Here is a 16,269-nt window from a genome sequence, read left to right as displayed (position 1 = left end):
GAACTGAAGGGACAAAAGTGACTGCTGTGCAGGCCGAGCAGGGAGTGCTCGCCGGAGATCCGCGCATGCTCATCGACGGCGAACTGGTCCAGACCGCTGGCGGCGCGACATTCGACGTCGTCCATCCGGCCAGCGAGCAGGTGGCGGGCCAGGCGGCCGACGGCACGGTCGATGACATGGGCCGCGCGGTGGCCGCCGCCCGGCGTGCCTTCGACGAGACCGACTGGTCGCGTGACCTCGATTTCCGGGTGCACTGCCTGACCCAGTTGCATGAGGCACTCGAGCGCAACAAGGAACACCTGCGCCGAGTCCTGATCACCGAGGTGGGCTGCCCGGTCAGCGTCACCGGCAGCCAGATCGAGAGCCCCATCGAAGAGGTCAAGCACTGGACCGAACACGGCCGGAAGTTCGAGTACCTCGTGGACAACGGCGTCCACGACACTCCGCTGGGCCCCGCGCGGCGCAAGCTGCACTACGAGGCCGTCGGCGTCGTCGGCGCCATCACGCCGTGGAATGTGCCGTTCTACCTCAACATCGCCGAGACCGTGCCCGCCCTGATCGCCGGCAACACCGTGGTGCTCAAGCCCGCGCAGCTGACCCCGTGGTCGGGCAGCGAGTACGGGCGCATCGTCGCCGAGGAGACCGACATCCCCGCGGGTGTCTTCAACGTCGTCACGTCCAACGCCAATGAGGTCGGCGCGGCCCTGTCGGCTGACCCGAGGGTCGACATGATCACCTTCACCGGGTCCACCGCCACCGGTCGGGCGATCCTGGCCGCGGGCGCCTCGACCGTGAAGAAGACCCTGCTGGAACTCGGCGGCAAGTCGGCGCACATCGTGCTCGACGACGCGGACTTCTCGGCCTCGCTGCCGCTGGCCGCGATGATGGCCTGCGTGATGTCCGGGCAGAGCTGCATCCTGCCCAGCCGGATCCTGCTGCCCCGCAGCCGTTATGAGGAGGGGCTGGCGATCCTCAAGGCCAGCATGGAGAACTTCCCCGTCGGCGACCCTTGGACCCCGGGCGTGATGCAGGGTCCGCAGATCAGCGAGACGCAGCGCCAGAAGGTGCTCGGCCTGATCCAGAGCGGCATCGACTCCGGCGCCCGCCTGATCACCGGCGGCGGCGTCCCCGAGAACCTGCCGGTCGGGTACTTCACGCAGCCCACGCTGCTGGCTGACGTCGACCCGGATTCGCAGATCGCCCAGGAGGAGATCTTCGGACCGGTGCTCACGGTAACCCCGTATGACGACGACGACCACGCCGTGGCCATCGCCAACAACTCGATCTACGGATTGTCCGGTGAGGTCAGCAGCGCCGACGTCGACCGCGCGTTCGCGGTGGCCACCCGCATGCGCACCGGCAACGTCACCATCAACGCCAAGAGCCACTTCGGTATCGACAGCCCGTTCGGCGGCACCAAGCAGAGCGGCCTGGGCTACCGCAACGGCGCCGAGGGCTTTAAGGAGTACCTGGCCATCAAGACGATCGGTATGCCGGAATGACCTTGGCGCACAACGAAGTGTCGGTAGAGGACCAGCTCGCGATCAACGCCCTGCTGCATCGCTACGCCCGGGCCGTCGACACCAAGGACTGGGAGCTGTACCGGTCGGTGTTCACCGAGGACGCCTATATCGACTACAGCTCGGCAGGTGCGGCTGCGGGCCCGCGCGACGAGGTCACGGCCTGGATGGAACAGGGCTTCGGCGCGCTGATCCCGATGTCGATGCACTACATCACCAACATCGAGATCCTCGAGCACCAGGGTGACTCCGCGAAGGTGCGGGCGATGTTCTACAACCCGATGCAGCTGCCCGGCGTGACCGACCTGTCGTACTGCGGCGGGTACTACCACCACGAACTGGTCAGGACGTCCGACGGTTGGCGCAGTCGCAACCTGCGCGAGGAGAACGTCTGGTTCGTCAACGGCCCGAGCTGAAATGCGCGGCGATGCCCTCCAGCATCGTCGTGTGCGCGGCGACGGCCTGCCGGACCGTCACCGCGAGAAGCGGGCGCGGCGCGGTGATCCGCATGTGCTCGGTGAGCACCGTCTGCTGAGCCTGCGCGGTGAACGAGACCGTGGTGTCCAGGCGGACTCGCGGGAATTGCCGGGACACCGCGGTGACGTCGCCATTCCCCTCGTCGCCGTCGGGCACCGTGAGCGTCACCGCGTAGCGGGTGCGCAGCGTCAGCGGCCCCAGCGGGATGCGGTCCACCACGCGATACTCCCGGCGCTCCCGATCTCGATCGACCAAGTCCACGGCCACCACCAGCGGGTGGATGCAGACCATGTTGTCGAGGTCCACGTAGAACGCACGGACCTGCGCGGGCGCCGCGGGCACCACGCCGTCGACGGTGCACTCCGCCTGCCCGATCCATCGGCCCACAGATCCGAACCTAGCGCGTTCTGTACTCGTCGGGAGGCACCTAGTAGGCTGCTGAGCGACTGCTTAGCAGCACCGTCCGCTGCTTGGAGAGGTAGGGACATCGTCTATGGCTGACACCGCGCTCGAGACTGCGACCGCAGCGCCGCCCAGCAGGTACGCGGGCACCCGCGTCGCACGGGTCGAGGACACCCGACTGCTGACCGGCAACGGCACTTTCGTCGACGACGTGGTCCGTCCGGGCATGTTGCACGCCTGCTTCGTGCGCAGTCCGTTCGCGCGCGCCAAGGTCAACTCGATCGACACCTCGGCGGCACTCGCGCTGCCTGGTGTCATCGCGGTGTTCACGGCCGCCGACCTCAACCCCGATGTCCGCGAGGCGTGGCACGCGGTGGCGGGCAAGGACATGCCCGACACCCCGCGGCCTCCACTGGCCGAGGATGAGGTCAAGTTCGTCGGCGACCCGGTCGCCCTGCTGATCGCGGAGAACCGCTACCTGGCCGAGGACGCCATCGAACTGGTCGACGTCGACTATGAACCGCTGCCCGCGATCGCCGACTTCACCAAGGCCCAGACGTCCGACGTGCTGGTGCACGCCGAGTACGCGAACAACCAGGCCGGCGGTATGGGCGGCGCCCCGCCCGACGAGGAGACGTTCAGCAGCGCCGCGCACGTCGCCAAGGCCCACATCTATCAACAGAGCTATGTGCCCGTGCCGATCGAGACCCGCGGCATGGTCGTCGAATGGCAGGCCGCACCAGGCGAACTCACGGTGTGGGCGTCCACCCAGACCCCGCATGAACTGCGCGCGTTCACCGCGCGCCTGCTCGGTCTGTCCGCGCAGAAGGTGCGCGTCATCATGCGCGACACCGGCGGCGGTTTCGGCCAGAAGGTCGTCCCGATGCGCGAGGACATGTGCATCCTGCTCGCCTCCCGCAAGGTTCCGGGTCCGCTCAAGTGGATCGAGGATCGCCGCGAGAACCTCATGACGGCGGGGCAGGCCCGCCACGTCGACGGCGACGTCCGGATGGCGTTCGACGACGAGGGCAACATCCTCGCCGCCGACATCGACTTCGTACAGGACATCGGCGCTTACCCGACGCCGTATCCCGTGCTGACGACCGCGGCCATCGGGATGTTCTTCCCCGGCCCGTACCGGGTTCCGAAGTGCAGCTTCAACTATCAGACGGTGTTCTCCAACACGGCCGGTCTGGCCGCCTACCGGGGGCCCTGGCAGTACGAGACGCTCTCGCGCGAGATCCTGTTGGACATCGGTGCCCGGCAGATGGGTCTGGACCCCGTCGAACTGCGGCGCCGCAACATCCTGCGCGGCGACGAGATGCCGTACTTCAACCCCAATGGCATGCCGTATGACCATGTCGCTCCGGCGGATACGTTCGAGCAGGCTGTGAAGATCCTCGACCACGAGGGCTTCCGCAAGGAACAGCGCGAGGCGCTGGAGCAGGGGCGCTATATCGGACTCGGCTTCTCGGCGTACATCGAACCGACCGGCGCGGCCACGGGCAACCTCGGCTCGGAGGGGTGCACCATCCGGATGGAGCCCACCGGCAAGATCAACGTCTACGTCAACGGCGGGTCGACCGGCAACAGCATCGAGACCACCGTCGTGCAGTTGACCGCAGACGCGCTCGGCGCCGACATCGAGGATGTCTCGACCATCCAGGGCGACACCGCGGTGACCCCGTACGGCGCTGGCACCCAGGGCAGTCGAAGCGGGCCGATGACAGCGGGCGCCGTCAACGAGGCCGGCACAATCCTGCGTGATCGCCTGGCCGCATTGGCCGCATCCATGCTGTCTGTCGAACCCTCCGAGATCGAGTTGGCCAACTCGAAGGCCGTCGTGCGTGGTGACGACACCAAGAGCGTCACGTTCGCCGACCTGGCGTATCGCGCGCACTACGAGCCGGGGATGGTGCCGCCCGGCACCTCGGCCACTCTGGAGGCCACCGCCCGGTTCGTGTCGCCGCCGACGGCAATGATCCACTGGGCCAACGCCACTCATGCCTGCACGTGTGAGGTCGACGTCGTCACCGGACAGGTGACGTTGACGCGCTACATCGTCAGCGAGGACGTCGGCCCGATGATCAACCCCAACATCGTCGAGGGACAGATCGCGGGCGGCACGGTGCAGGGCATCGGGGGCGCGCTGCTGGAGAATCAGGCCTACGACGACGACGGCAACCCGCTGTCGTCGACGTTCGTGGACTATCTGCTGCCGACTGCCGCCGACGTGCCGACGATCGAGCACGGCCACGTCGAGATCCCCGGCCCCGGCGTCGGCGGTTACAAGGGCTGCGGCGAGGGCGGCGCGATCGGATCGCCACCCGCGGTCATCAACGCCATCAACGACGCGCTGGCTCCGCTGGGCGTCACGATCACCTCCCTGCCCGCCACCCCGGCCACGATCGTCGCGGCGATCGAAGCGGCTCAGAACAACGAGAACAGAGGACAGTAAGAGTGGAACTGGTCAACGAGTTTCGCGTCCCGGTGCCCATCGATAAGGCCTGGGATGTGCTGACCGACGTCCAGCGCGTCGCCCCGTGCATTCCGGGGGCGCGCCTGCTGTCCGTCGACGGCGACGACTTCACCGGGGCGGTGAAGGTCAAGGTCGGGCCCATCACGGTCGAGTACCGGGGCAAGGGCGCGTTCAAGGAGAAGGACGCCCAGTCCCACCGCGCCGTCATCAAGGGCACCGCCAAGGAGACTCGCGGTCAGGGCAACGCCTCGGCGTTGGTCACGCTCGAACTCAAGGACGAAGGTGATTCGTCCACCTGTGTGATCACCACCGACCTGACCATCTCCGGTAAGGCGGCCCAGTTCGGTCGCGGTGTGCTCGCCGACGTCGCGGGCAAGCTGATCGATCAGTTCGCCGCACGCCTCGAGGCCGACCTGCTGGCCGGCGACGCGCCGCGTGCGGTCCAGACTCCCACGGCGGCAGGTCTTTCCGCGTCGGCTTCGGCTCCCGCGGCCAGCGAGGACGCCGCGGTGTCACTCGATGCGTTCTCGTTGATCGCCGGGCCACTCGCCAAGCGGGCCCTGCCAGTGGCCGCGGGTCTGGCGGCGGGTCTGGTGCTTGGCCTGCTGTTGGGCGGACGACGCCGGCAGCCCTACGTGATCGTGCTGCCGTCGCAGACGGACTGAGCCTGAACACGACTCGGGGCCCGCAGATCAGATCTGCGGGCCCCGACTCTTTGGCGATCGGCTCGGAAACCTAGGACATGCTCTCGGCCGCGCGGTGCACGGCGTTGACGATGCCCTGATACCCCGTGCATCGGCAGAAGTTCCCGGAGAGCCCTTCGCGGATCTCCTCGTCGGTGGGGTTCGGATTGTCCTGCAGCAGTGCGGTGATCGACATGACGAAGCCCGGTGTGCAGAATCCGCACTGCAGTCCGTGGCACTCGCGCATCGCGGACTGCACCGGTGACAGTTCGCCGTCCGGCGACGCAACTCCCTCGACCGTCGACACTTCGGCCCCGTCGGCCTGCACCGCGAACACCAGGCACCCGCGGACGGCCTTGCCGTCGAGCAGCACCGTGCACGCGCCACACGACCCGTGCTCACAGCCGAGGTGCGTGCCTGTCAGGCCGCAGCGCTCACGGACGAAGTCGGCCAACGTCATTCGCGGCTCGACCACCGCTTCGACCGGGCGACCATTGACGGTCATCTCGACGATGTGTTCATGCATTGACGCTCTCCCTTGCGGCTTCGGTGCTGGCATCGGTCCAGGCGCGCGAGACCATCGCGGCGCCCACTCGGGTTCGGTAGCCCGCCGATCCCTGGAGATCGGAGGGCACGTCGTCGAGTCCCCGCATGGCCAGTTGGCCCAGTTCCTCGGCGGAGACGTCGGAGAGCTTCTGCCCGATGACGGCCTGCTCGGCGTCGAATGCGCGACGCGGCGTGGAACTGAGCCCCATCAGTCCGATGGCGCACCGACGCACCCGGTCGTCGTCGCCGACCTCGGTGGCCACTGTGGCTCCCGCGATCGCGAAATCGCCGTGGCGGCGCGCGAACTCATGCACGGCGAAGCCGCTTCGGGCACCCCACACCGGGAATCCCACCGCCGTGAGCACTTCGCTGGGCGCCATCGACGTCTCCCACAGGCCGGTGAAGAACTCTGTGGCCGGAATCGTCCGGCGTCCCGACGAGGACGTCGCTTCGATGGTGGCGTCCAGGGTCAGCGCGACGGTGGGGAACTCCCCCGCCGGGTCGGCATGTGCGACCGCGCCACCGAGGGTGCCGCGGTTGCGGATCTGGAAGTGCCCGATCAGCGGCGTGACCTTGGTCAGCAGGGGCACGTCCGTGCGCACGAGGTCGTGGGCGCCGACCTCGGCGTGCGTGATGCCCGCCCCGACCCACACGGTGTCGGCGCGACGCTCGATGTACTGGAGTTCGGCCAACCGCGAGATGTCGATCAGGTTGTCGAAATGGGTCAACCGCAGCGCGAGCATGGCGGTGAGACTCTGGCCGCCGGCCAGGATCTTGCCGTCGTCCCCGAACTCGTCGAGCAGGTCGACGACGTCTTCGAGATCACGGGGACGGTGGTAGGCGAATGGTGCCGGTTTCACGAGAAATCCCAGTTGCTGTGCACTCGCTCAGTTTAGGGTATCGCCCGTCACACCGAAGCGGGTGGGGCCAACTCGCCAAAATGTAGCGGTGCAACACTTACACTGCGGTATGCTGCTTCCGAACTGCGAATATGTAGCAATGACGTAGCAGGAGGACACCCTGACGATGGATTCCGCGGCCACCGGAGGTCTTAACCCCTCGGTTCCCGTCACCGCCCCAGACCTGACGATCCGCTGCGGCGGCCGGGTGCGCCGCGCCGATCCGTCACACGGTGAGTTGACGATAGGACGGGATCCGACCGCGTCCATCCATTTCGACTTCAACTGGATGTCGCGCACCCACATGCGTCTGCGTCCCGAGGGGGCTCATTGGGTGGCGATCGACAACAGCCGCAACGGCATGTTCGTCGACGGGCAACGCCATGAGTCGGTGGTGGTCACCGACGGGATGACGATCAAGCTCGGCGACGCCGAGGGGTTCGCCGTCGACCTGTCGTTCGGGTGGGACGAGGACGAGATCGACGACGACGAGTCGACCGTCGCGGTCGACCCGGACATCGCTCGCGCCGGTGCCGCTGTTGCGGCCCGCCGTCGGGAACTCGAACTCACCCAACGCGGGTTGGCCCGCGACAAGATCATCAACGCCGGCGCCCTGATCTCCTTCGAGAAGGGGCGCAGTTGGCCGCACGAGAACACGCGCACCAAGCTCGAAGAGGTGCTGCAGTGGCCGCAGGGTGCGATCGCGGGGATCCGGCAGGGGGCGCCCTCACCGGATGAGGAGAAGACCCAGGTGATCTCGACGTCGGTGGCCTCGCCGCTGATCGCGCAGACCATCAACCTGGCCCTCAAGAGCGTCGACACCGCGTTGGCCACGCTCCCGAGTTCGTCGAGTCCCGAGTTCCATGCGGCGGCCACGTCGATCCTGGGCGATCTGCGCAACCTGCTCGCGGTGGCCACTGATGCGGCCCGCAATGCCCCTCGCGCGCCGGCGCTGGTCATCGCGATGGGCGGAGTGCGACGCCGATACGACGACCTGATGCTGAAGATCGCAGCCACCCCCAATGCGACTGTCGGACAACGCCTTTTCGCGGCCCGGCACCGGACCAGCCTGACCGTTGAGGACGCCGCGCTGGCTTCGGGCCTGCCCGCGACCATGATCGAGGCCGCCGAGGCCGATCAACCGTTGCCGCCGCAGGCACAGTCGGCGGTGGACTCACTGCTCGCCGAACTCGAGGCATCCTGAGCATGGGCGGTGTCGCTGAACTGGTCCCGGTGCTGCCCGCCCATCGCATCGACGAGGCTGCGTTGTCGGCGTACCTCCGTGAGCGCCTGCCCGGTTTCGACGGGCCCCTGGTGGTTCGCCAGTTCCAGGGCGGGCAGAGCAATCCGACCTATCACCTGCAGGTCCCGGGTCACGAGTACGTGCTGCGCAAGAAGCCGCCCGGGAAGCTGCTGCCCCGCGCGCACGCGGTGGAGCGCGAGTACCGCGCGATAGCGGCGTTGGCCGACAGTGATGTGCCCGTGCCGCCCGCCCGCCTGCTGTGCACGGACGAATCCGTGGTCGGCACGGCCTTTTTCGTGATGGACCATGTGCCCGGCCGGATCTACCCGGACCGCGTGCTGCGCGAGGGCACGCCCGACGAACGTGCCGCGGTCTACGCCGACCTGGCGCGGGTGCTCGCGGCACTGCACGGGGTCGACTGGCGCACCGCGGGACTCGAGGACTTCGGCAGACCCGACGGATACATGGAACGCCAGGTCTCCCTGTGGACCAGGCAGTGGCAGGCCGCGCGCTGTGAGGACATGCCCGCGATGGACCTCCTGGCCGACTGGCTACCCCGCCATCTGCCACCCGACACCGAACCGGCGTGCATCGCGCACGGCGACTACCGGCTGGGCAACGTGCTGCTGCATCCCACCGAACCCAGGGTGGTTGCGGTCCTGGACTGGGAACTGGCGACAATCGGCCATCCGCTCGCGGACCTGGCCTATGCCTGCCTGACGTACCACTTCGACGCGGGGCCAACGGGTTTGGAGGGCGTCGCGGGTGAGGATCTGACCGGCACCGGGATTCCAAGCCAGAGCGAATTCGTTGCCCAGTACTGTGCGCACGCGGGCCGGGAGATTCCCGAGTCGTTGGATGTGTTCGTGGTGTTCTCGATGTTCCGCCTAGCATCCATCGTCGCCGGCGTGTGGCGTCGAGGACTCGACGGCAACGCCGCCGATGCCCGCGCGGGCACCGACGTGTTCCGCAACCGGTATCGTGACATCGCCGAACGCGGTTGGGCTCTGGCACAACAGTTGTAGGTTCTCGTTTGCTCGAACACCGGCACGCCCCACGTGGCGGTGATTTAATTCTTAGCGACCCTTCAGACCTGAAAGAGGAGCGACACATGGCTTCCACCGCCCGCCGCATCATTGCGGGAATTGTCGGCGCAGGTGCTGCAGCGGCAATGCTCGTCGCCGCCCCCACCGCCAGCGCCGAGCGTCCGCCGAACTGCACCGCGGCCGACCTGGCCGGTGTCGCGTCCAGCGTGGCCGCATCGACCTCGGCCTACCTGTTCACCCACCCCGACGTGAACGAGTTCTTCACCAGCCTCGAGGGCCTGGACCGCGAGACCATCGTCGCGAAGCAGAAGGAATACTTCGCTGCCAACCCGCAGATCCACGCTGAGCTCGCGGGCATCCGCCGGCCCATGGTCGACACCAAGGCCCGTTGCGGCAACCCGGTCGACGAGTTCCCGCTTGCGCCCTGAGGTCACACTGACCTGAACTCACCCTGGTGACCTGAGGTCACGCTGTCTACCTGACTGGCGCGCAGATCATATGTCTGCGTGCCAGTCTCTTATTGCGGCGCGAACCTGGCTGCGCCGGTACCGGTCACCCCACATGCGCCATGCCAGTTGCGCCATGCCTGTTCCGGCTGCGCGCACCCCGTGTGACCTCGACAGCTCAGGTGCCGTCGGGGTCGGGGCCATCGGCTCCCGGTTGGGGTGACCCGGTCCGCCCTTCGTTGCCCTCCTTGTAGGGGTTGAGGAGGTTTTCGGGGTGGTGGTGGTCATTCACCCGGGGCCCACCGTTGTCGAGGTGCGGTGGGGGGATCCATTCGCAGCGGCCGTCATCGCGGATCCGCGTGGTCCATTTCTCAGGTTCGGGGCCGACCTTGCGGTTGTCGGTCCCGCACGCCAGGGTCAGTTCGTTGACATTCGTCTCCCCGCCCTCGATCCAGTCTTGGGCGGCGTGATGAACCTGGCATTGGTAGAACGACGCGGTGCATCCGGGTGCACTGCAGCCACGCTCCTTGGAGAACAGCACCAGGCGCTGTGCTGGGGTGGCGATCCGTTTGGCCCGCCCCAGATACAACGCCTGCCCGTCATCGTCGAACACCGACAGGTAGTGGAAGGCGTGGGAGGCCATCCGGATCAGGTCGCGCATCGGCAGCAGAGACCCGCCGCCAGTGATCCCGAACCCCGCGCCTGATTCGAGTTCCTTGAGCGTCGTCGTCACCACCACCGTGACGGGCAGGCCGTTGAGTTTCCCGAGCTTCTTCGACGCCAGGATCGTCCGGCCGCCGGCGAGCAGAGCGTCGTGCTGGCGTTGAGCTTTGGTGCGGTGATCGGCCTTGATCTGCGCTTCTGAGGGCCTGCCGGTGACACACGGTGCCTCGTCGTCGGGGTTGCACATCCCGGGTGCGGCGTTCTTGGCCATCACCGGCTCCCAGACCGCCCACGCTTCCGGGGTGAGGTGTCCACTGACTCGGATGAGCCCGTCAGCACCCTGTTTGCCGAAGGTGAGGCCGCGGCGGCGTTGGATGTCGGCGTCGTTGAAGGCACCGTCGGGGTCGAGCCACAGCAGCATCCGGTTCAACGCCGCCCGGAAGTCGGACACTCCCAGGGTGAAGGCGTGTTCGGCGGCCAACTTCTCGGCCTCAACCCGGGCGCTGAGATCCACATGATCAGGCAACGCCTTGAAGAACTCCCGGCAGCTCTTCACATGTGCGGGCCCCACCCGGCCCTCAGCGACGGCGGCGGCGACGTGGGGCATCACCGGTTCCAGCACCTCACCGGTCAACGCGCGGCGGGGACCCAGTACCTCGGCGTCGGCGACGCGCTGGCGGGCCTCCTCGGCAGAGATTCGCAACCGATGGCTCAGGACTTTGGCGACCTTGTCCCCACCCAACGCTTCGGGGCCAAGCTCCCCCAACCGGGCCACCAGCTTGTGGTCGACGGCGGCATCAGCCCATACCAACTGCTGGCGAACTTCCAGCACGTCGAGCACCTCGCGGGCGCTGAGCCCATCGACCGGCAACGCGGCCAACTTCTCCTGCGCGGCAGCCAGCTCGGCGAGGACGCTGAACACGTCATCACGAGTCACCATCGCGGAAGTCATACTCGAACACTAGTTCGATCCACCGACAAAAACGCAGATGTTACCCCAGAAACCAAAGAGACAGAAGGGGTTCCAGAGCACGGACGGGCGGGTATCCCGACCCACAGGAAACTCAGCCTCGGAACCGCCCCGCCCACCCTGCTCGGCTCTGGATAATCAACTCATACCCGAGCTCGAAGAGGAGCACTGCGCATGTCGACCATCGAAACCCACCCTGAGATCAGCTCACCCTTCGAGAAGGACGTCACCGCCACCCAGGCGTACTTCGACAGCCCCCGGTTCGAAGGCATCATCCGCCTCTACTCGGCGCGGCAGGTCGCCGAGCAGCGCGGCACCATCCCGTCCGACTACCCCATCGCGCGCGAGGCCGCGACCGCGTTCCACCCGCATCTGCGCGAGCTGTTCGCCAAGAAGAAGAGCATCACGACGTTCGGCCCGTACTCCCCCGGCCAGGCAGTGGTCATGAAACGCATGGGCATCGAGGGCATCTATCTCGGAGGGTGGGCCACCTCGGCCAAGGGGTCGATCAGCGAGGACCCCGGCCCCGACCTCGCCAGCTACCCACTGAGCCAGGTGCCGGAAGAGGCCGCCGGACTGGTTCGAGCCCTGCTGACCGCCGACCGCAATCAGCAGTATCTGCGCCTGAAGATGACTGAGCAGCAGCGCGCCGCAACACCGGAGTACGACTACCGGCCCTTCATCATCGCCGACGCCGACACTGGACACGGCGGAGATCCCCATGTGCGCAACCTGATTCGCCGATTTGTCGAGGCTGGCGTGCCTGGTTACCACATCGAGGACCAGCGCCCCGGAACCAAGAAGTGCGGCCACCAGGGCGGCAAGGTGCTGGTGCCGTCCGACGAGCAGATCAAGCGACTCAACACCGCACGATTCCAACTCGACGTCATGCGTGTGCCGGGCATCATCGTCGCGCGCACCGACGCTGAGGCCGCGAATCTCATTGACAGCCGGGCCGACGAACGCGATCAGCCGTTCCTCCTGGGCGCCACCAACCTCAAGGTGCCGTCTTACAAGTCCTGTTTCCTGGCGCTCATGCGCCGGTTCTACAACGAGGGCGTCACCGAACTCAACGGCCACATGCTCTATGCCCTGCCGGAGGGTGAGTACGCCATCGCGGACGCCTGGCTCGACCGCCAGGGCATCGGCGCGTTGGTCGCGGAGTCGGCCAGAGCGTGGCTCGACGGCACCGAGACCTCTGTCGACGGGCTGTTCGACCAGGCCGAATCCAAGTTCGTCGACGTGTGGCAGGAGGACGCCGGGCTCAACACCTACGGTGAAGCGGTCGCCGAACTGCTGGAATTCCGTGAGCGCGACGGTGAATCGGCCGGCATGAGCGCGACCGAATGGCGGAAGTTCGCGGAGCGGGCATCGCTGTACTCGGCCCGCGAGAAGGCCCGTGAACTGGGCGCCGACGTGGCGTGGGACTGTGAACGCGTCAAGACACCCGAGGGTTACTATCAGGTGCGCGGCGGAATCCCGTACGCGATTGCCAAATCCCTTGCGGCAGCGCCCTTTGCCGACATCCTGTGGATGGAGACCAAGACCGCCGACCTGGCCGACGCACGAGAGTTCGCCGATGCGATCCACGCCGTCCACCCCGACAAGATGCTGGCCTACAACCTCTCGCCGTCGTTCAACTGGGACACCACCGGTATGACGGACGAGGAGATGCGGGCCTTCCCCGAGGAACTCGGCAAGCTCGGCTTCGTCTTCAACTTCATCACCTACGGCGGTCATCAGGTCGACGGCGTCGCCTGTGAGGAGTTCGCGACGTCACTGCGGCAGGAGGGCATGCTGGCGCTCGCCAGGCTGCAGCGCAAGATGCGACTGGTCGAATCGCCTTACCGCACACCGCAGACACTGGTCGGCGGCCCGCGCAGCGACGCCGCGCTGGCCGCGTCGTCGGGTCGGACCGCAACGACCAAGTCGATGGGCAAGGGTTCCACCCAGCATCAGCACCTGGTGCAGACCGAGGTGCCCAAGAAGCTGCTCGAGGAGTGGCTGGCCATGTGGGCCGAGCACTACAAGCTGGGCGAGACGCTGCGGGTCCAACTGCGGCCACGCCGCGCCGGATCCGACGTGCTGGACCTCCAAATCCTCGGCAAGGGCGAGGATCCGCTGGCCAACGTCGTCGTCGACCCGATCAAGGACCGGCATGGGCGCAACATCCTGACGGTCCGCGACCAGAACACGTTCGCGGAGAAGATGCGTCAGAAGCGCCTCATGGATCTGATCCACCTCTGGCTGATCCACCGGTTCAAGCCCGAGATCGTGTACTACGTGACGCCCACCGAGGACAACATCTATCAGACCGAGAAGATGAAGTCGCACGGCATCTTCAGCAACGTCTACCAGGAGGTCGGCGAGATCATCGTGGCCGACGTCAACCAGCCACGCATCGACGAACTCCTGGCACCGGATCGCGAGGCGCTGGGCCGGCTGATTCGCAAGGAGGACTGAGCCGGCCCCCGGCCCTGCGCCTATCGCCCGAAGCCGGCGTCGCGCAGGGCCTGGGCCATCGAACCGGCGGGGGCACTGGACTCGCGTCGCCCGGATCCCTTGCCGCGGTTGTTATTTCGCTGCTGACCGCCGCTGCGGCCTCCACCACTGGGGGCCGCGCGGGTGTCACGTGCCGGTTTGCCGCGTTCGCCCCGCTGCTCGTCACCCAGGCGCAGGCTCAGTCCGATGCGCTGACGCTCAACGTCCACGTCGACGACCTTGACCCGCACCACCTGACCGGACCGCACGACCTCGTGCGGATCGGAGACGAAGCGGTCCGACATCGCCGAGACGTGCACCAGGCCGTCCTGGTGAACACCGACATCGACGAACGCGCCGAACGCCGCGACGTTGGTGACGACACCTTCGAGGATCATGCCCGCCTTCAGGTCGGCGACCTTCTCAACGCCCGCCGCGAACGTCGCGGTGGTGAACGCGGGGCGCGGATCCCGTCCCGGCTTCTCCAACTCGGCCAGAATGTCGGTCACCGTGGGGACGCCGAACTTGTCGTCGGCGAAGTCCGCGGGCTTGAGGGACCGCAGTGAACGCTCGTCGCCGATGATCTCGGCCAGGGTGACCCCGGCACGGTCGAGGATGCGCCGCACCACTGGGTAGGCCTCGGGGTGAACACCGGATGCATCCAGGGGATCGTCTCCCCCGCGGATCCGAAGGAATCCCGCGCACTGCTCGAAAGCCTTGGGGCCCAACCGCGGAACCTCCAGCAGACCGCGGCGGTTGCCGAACGGTCCGGTCTTGTCGCGGTGCGCGACGATGGCCTCAGCCAGTGATTCGGAGATCCCCGACACCCGGGTGAGCAGGGGGACGGACGCGGTGTTCAGGTCGACGCCCACGGCGTTCACCGCGTCCTCGACCACCGCGTCGAGGCTGCGCGCCAGCGTCCCGGGCGTGACGTCGTGCTGGTACTGGCCGACGCCGATCGACTTGGGCTCGATCTTGACCAGTTCGGCCAGCGGGTCCTGCAGGCGTCGGGCGATGGAGACCGCGCCGCGCAGGGTGACGTCGAGTTCGGGCAGTTCGTGCGCGGCGTAGGCCGAGGCCGAGTACACCGAAGCGCCGGCCTCACTGACCATGGCCTTCGCCGGCGGCTTGGCCCCAGCGGCCCGGATGTCGGCGATGAGTTCGGTGGCCAGGGCGTCGGTTTCGCGGGAGGCCGTGCCGTTGCCCACGGCGATCAACTCGATGCCGTGCCGTGCCACCAGCGCGGCGAGCGTGGCCTTGGCCGTGTCCCACTGCTTCTGGGGCTGATGCGGGAAGATCGCGCACGTGTCGACGACCTTGCCGGTGCCGTCGACAACGGCGACCTTTACACCGGTCCGGAAACCCGGGTCCAAGCCGAGCGTGGTGCGCGCGCCGGCGGGCGCCGCCAACAGCAGGTCCTTGAGGTTCGTGGCGAACACCGAGACCGCGTCCTCCTCGGCGCGCTGCCGCAGACGGACCCGGGCGTCGACGGACGCCGAGAACATCAGCCTGGTGCGCCACGCGAATCGGACGGTGCTGGCCAGCCACGGGGTGCCGGGGGCGTCGGCCGTCAGGTCGACACCGAGGGCTTGAGCCGTCATGACCTCGTATCCGGCATCCTCGCCGCCGTCGAAGGTCAGCGCCAGGACCTTCTCCTTCTCGCCGCGCATCACCGCGAGCACACGGTGCGACGGCATGTTCTCCAGCGGTTCACTGAATTCGAAGTAATCCCGAAACTTCTGCGCATCAGCGCTTTTGACGGTCTCTTCCGACCAGGGCGCGGTGCGCAGGGCACCGTTGGACCAGAACTTCTCGCGGATCGCGCCGACCAGTTCCGCGTCCTCGGCCGCGCGTTCGACCAGGATGTGACGGGCACCTTCGAGCGCCGCGGCAACGTCGGCCACGTCGTCGTTCAGGAACCCCGCGGCCTCGGTTTCGGGCACCAGCGTCGGGTCGGCGAGCAGGCGCTCGGCCAGTGGTTCGAGGCCGGCTTCCCGGGCGATCTGCGCCTTGGTCCGACGCTTGGGCTTGTAGGGCAGGTAGATGTCCTCGACGCGGGCCTTGGTGTCAGCGGCGAGCAGGGCCGCACGCAGTTCATCGGTCAGCTTGCCCTGCTCCTCGATCGAGGCCAGGACCGCGGTACGACGCTCATCGAGTTCGCGCAGATAGCGCAGGCGCTCCTCCAGCGTGCGCAGTTGCCCGTCGTCGAGGCTGCCGGTGACCTCCTTGCGGTAGCGCGCGATGAACGGGACGGTCGCGCCATCGTCGAGCAGGCCGACAGCCGCCGCGACCTGGGATTCTCTGATCTCCAGTTCCTCGGCGAGGCGGGCGTTCACAGACTTGAGGGCGGCGCTCGAATTCACGGAGCGAGACCCTACCGAACTCTCCTGACACATCCCGGGCGGGACACGGCC

13 protein-coding genes are annotated in these 16,269 nt (G+C 67.3%); 8 read left to right on the top strand and 5 right to left on the bottom strand.

Going from position 1 to position 16,269, the window contains the following annotated elements:
• Positions 1-17: 17 nt before the first annotated feature.
• Both G6N34_RS10200 and G6N34_RS10195 read left to right on the top strand, forming a co-directional pair.
• Positions 18-1,502, top strand: coding sequence for an aldehyde dehydrogenase family protein (locus tag G6N34_RS10200; RefSeq protein WP_085150833.1), 1,485 nt, complete (start codon positions 18-20; stop codon positions 1,500-1,502).
• Positions 1,499-1,936: a nuclear transport factor 2 family protein gene (locus G6N34_RS10195; RefSeq protein ID WP_085150832.1), complete on the top strand. Its 438-nt coding sequence runs from the start codon at positions 1,499-1,501 to the stop codon at positions 1,934-1,936. Before G6N34_RS10200 ends, G6N34_RS10195 begins: the two co-directional genes overlap by 4 nt.
• Here the strand turns inward: G6N34_RS10195 and G6N34_RS10190 are convergent.
• Positions 1,920-2,384: a hypothetical protein gene (locus G6N34_RS10190; RefSeq protein WP_085150831.1), complete on the bottom strand. Its 465-nt coding sequence runs from the start codon at positions 2,382-2,384 to the stop codon at positions 1,920-1,922. The genes G6N34_RS10195 and G6N34_RS10190 overlap by 17 nt on opposite strands.
• Before the next feature lie 106 nt (positions 2,385-2,490).
• Between G6N34_RS10190 and G6N34_RS10185 the strand changes: the two genes are divergently transcribed.
• Both G6N34_RS10185 and G6N34_RS10180 read left to right on the top strand, forming a co-directional pair.
• Complete coding sequence (locus G6N34_RS10185) at positions 2,491-4,857, top strand: xanthine dehydrogenase family protein molybdopterin-binding subunit (protein ID WP_085150830.1); 2,367 nt, start codon at positions 2,491-2,493, stop codon at positions 4,855-4,857.
• Positions 4,858-4,859: 2 nt separating this feature from the next.
• Positions 4,860-5,543, top strand: a complete 684-nt coding sequence (locus tag G6N34_RS10180) for an SRPBCC family protein (RefSeq protein ID WP_085150829.1) — start codon at positions 4,860-4,862, stop codon at positions 5,541-5,543.
• 70 nt (positions 5,544-5,613) lie between these two features.
• On the opposite strand, the gene G6N34_RS10175 is transcribed toward G6N34_RS10180, so the two are convergent.
• Together G6N34_RS10175 and G6N34_RS10170 are read right to left on the bottom strand one after the other, a co-directional pair.
• Complete coding sequence (locus tag G6N34_RS10175; RefSeq protein ID WP_085150828.1) at positions 5,614-6,087, bottom strand: (2Fe-2S)-binding protein; 474 nt, start codon at positions 6,085-6,087, stop codon at positions 5,614-5,616.
• On the bottom strand, positions 6,080-6,967 hold the full coding sequence (locus tag G6N34_RS10170; protein ID WP_085150827.1) for an FAD binding domain-containing protein: 888 nt from the start codon (positions 6,965-6,967) through the stop codon (positions 6,080-6,082). The genes G6N34_RS10175 and G6N34_RS10170 overlap by 8 nt, the downstream gene beginning before the upstream one ends.
• 166 nt (positions 6,968-7,133) lie before the next feature.
• On the opposite strand from G6N34_RS10170, the gene G6N34_RS10165 reads away from it, so the two are divergent.
• The 3 genes from G6N34_RS10165 (at position 7,134) to G6N34_RS10155 (ending at position 9,723) form a co-directional block, all read left to right on the top strand.
• A complete protein-coding gene (locus G6N34_RS10165) occupies positions 7,134-8,210 on the top strand; it encodes an FHA domain-containing protein (RefSeq protein ID WP_085150826.1) in 1,077 nt (358 codons plus the stop codon).
• 2 nt (positions 8,211-8,212) lie between these two features.
• Positions 8,213-9,274 (top strand): phosphotransferase, encoded by a 1,062-nt coding sequence (locus G6N34_RS10160; protein WP_085150825.1) that lies wholly within the window; start codon positions 8,213-8,215, stop codon positions 9,272-9,274.
• 86 nt (positions 9,275-9,360) lie between these two features.
• Positions 9,361-9,723 carry a heme-binding protein gene (locus G6N34_RS10155; RefSeq protein WP_085150824.1) on the top strand — a complete coding sequence of 121 codons (363 nt, stop codon included), beginning with the start codon at positions 9,361-9,363 and terminating at the stop codon, positions 9,721-9,723.
• Positions 9,724-9,919: 196 nt separating this feature from the next.
• Here G6N34_RS10155 and G6N34_RS10150 read toward each other — a convergent pair whose 3' ends face one another.
• Positions 9,920-11,356, bottom strand: coding sequence for an HNH endonuclease signature motif containing protein (locus tag G6N34_RS10150; protein WP_170311421.1), 1,437 nt, complete (start codon positions 11,354-11,356; stop codon positions 9,920-9,922).
• A gap of 192 nt (positions 11,357-11,548) precedes the next feature.
• On the opposite strand from G6N34_RS10150, the gene aceA reads away from it, so the two are divergent.
• Positions 11,549-13,837 carry an isocitrate lyase ICL2 gene (gene aceA, locus G6N34_RS10145; protein WP_085153353.1) on the top strand — a complete coding sequence of 763 codons (2,289 nt, stop codon included), beginning with the start codon at positions 11,549-11,551 and terminating at the stop codon, positions 13,835-13,837.
• A gap of 20 nt (positions 13,838-13,857) precedes the next feature.
• Here aceA and G6N34_RS10140 read toward each other — a convergent pair whose 3' ends face one another.
• Entirely contained in the window at positions 13,858-16,251 is a 2,394-nt protein-coding gene (locus tag G6N34_RS10140; protein WP_109788570.1) for a Tex family protein, read from the bottom strand.
• Between the last annotated feature and the right edge of the window lie 18 nt (positions 16,252-16,269).

It is taken from the genome of Mycolicibacterium confluentis, assembly GCF_010729895.1.
Classification (GTDB): Bacteria; Actinomycetota; Actinomycetes; order Mycobacteriales; family Mycobacteriaceae; genus Mycobacterium; species Mycobacterium confluentis.
The sequence above is the reverse complement of the archived record's forward strand: the minus strand, read 5'-3'. Positions and strand labels throughout refer to the sequence as shown.

Bases quoted from the DNA above. Each gene is read 5' to 3' on its own strand.
- aceA (WP_085153353.1), top strand. From the start codon at position 11,549: ATGTCGACCATCGAAACCCACCCTGAGATCAGCTCACCCTTCGAGAAG.
- G6N34_RS10150 (WP_170311421.1), bottom strand. From the start codon at position 11,356: ATGACTTCCGCGATGGTGACTCGTGATGACGTGTTCAGCGTCCTCGCC.
- G6N34_RS10175 (WP_085150828.1), bottom strand. From the start codon at position 6,087: ATGCATGAACACATCGTCGAGATGACCGTCAATGGTCGCCCGGTCGAA.
- G6N34_RS10165 (WP_085150826.1), top strand. From the start codon at position 7,134: ATGGATTCCGCGGCCACCGGAGGTCTTAACCCCTCGGTTCCCGTCACC.
- G6N34_RS10155 (WP_085150824.1), top strand. From the start codon at position 9,361: ATGGCTTCCACCGCCCGCCGCATCATTGCGGGAATTGTCGGCGCAGGT.
- G6N34_RS10140 (WP_109788570.1), bottom strand. From the start codon at position 16,251: ATGTGTCAGGAGAGTTCGGTAGGGTCTCGCTCCGTGAATTCGAGCGCC.
- G6N34_RS10160 (WP_085150825.1), top strand. From the start codon at position 8,213: ATGGGCGGTGTCGCTGAACTGGTCCCGGTGCTGCCCGCCCATCGCATC.
- G6N34_RS10195 (WP_085150832.1), top strand. From the start codon at position 1,499: ATGACCTTGGCGCACAACGAAGTGTCGGTAGAGGACCAGCTCGCGATC.
- G6N34_RS10185 (WP_085150830.1), top strand. From the start codon at position 2,491: ATGGCTGACACCGCGCTCGAGACTGCGACCGCAGCGCCGCCCAGCAGG.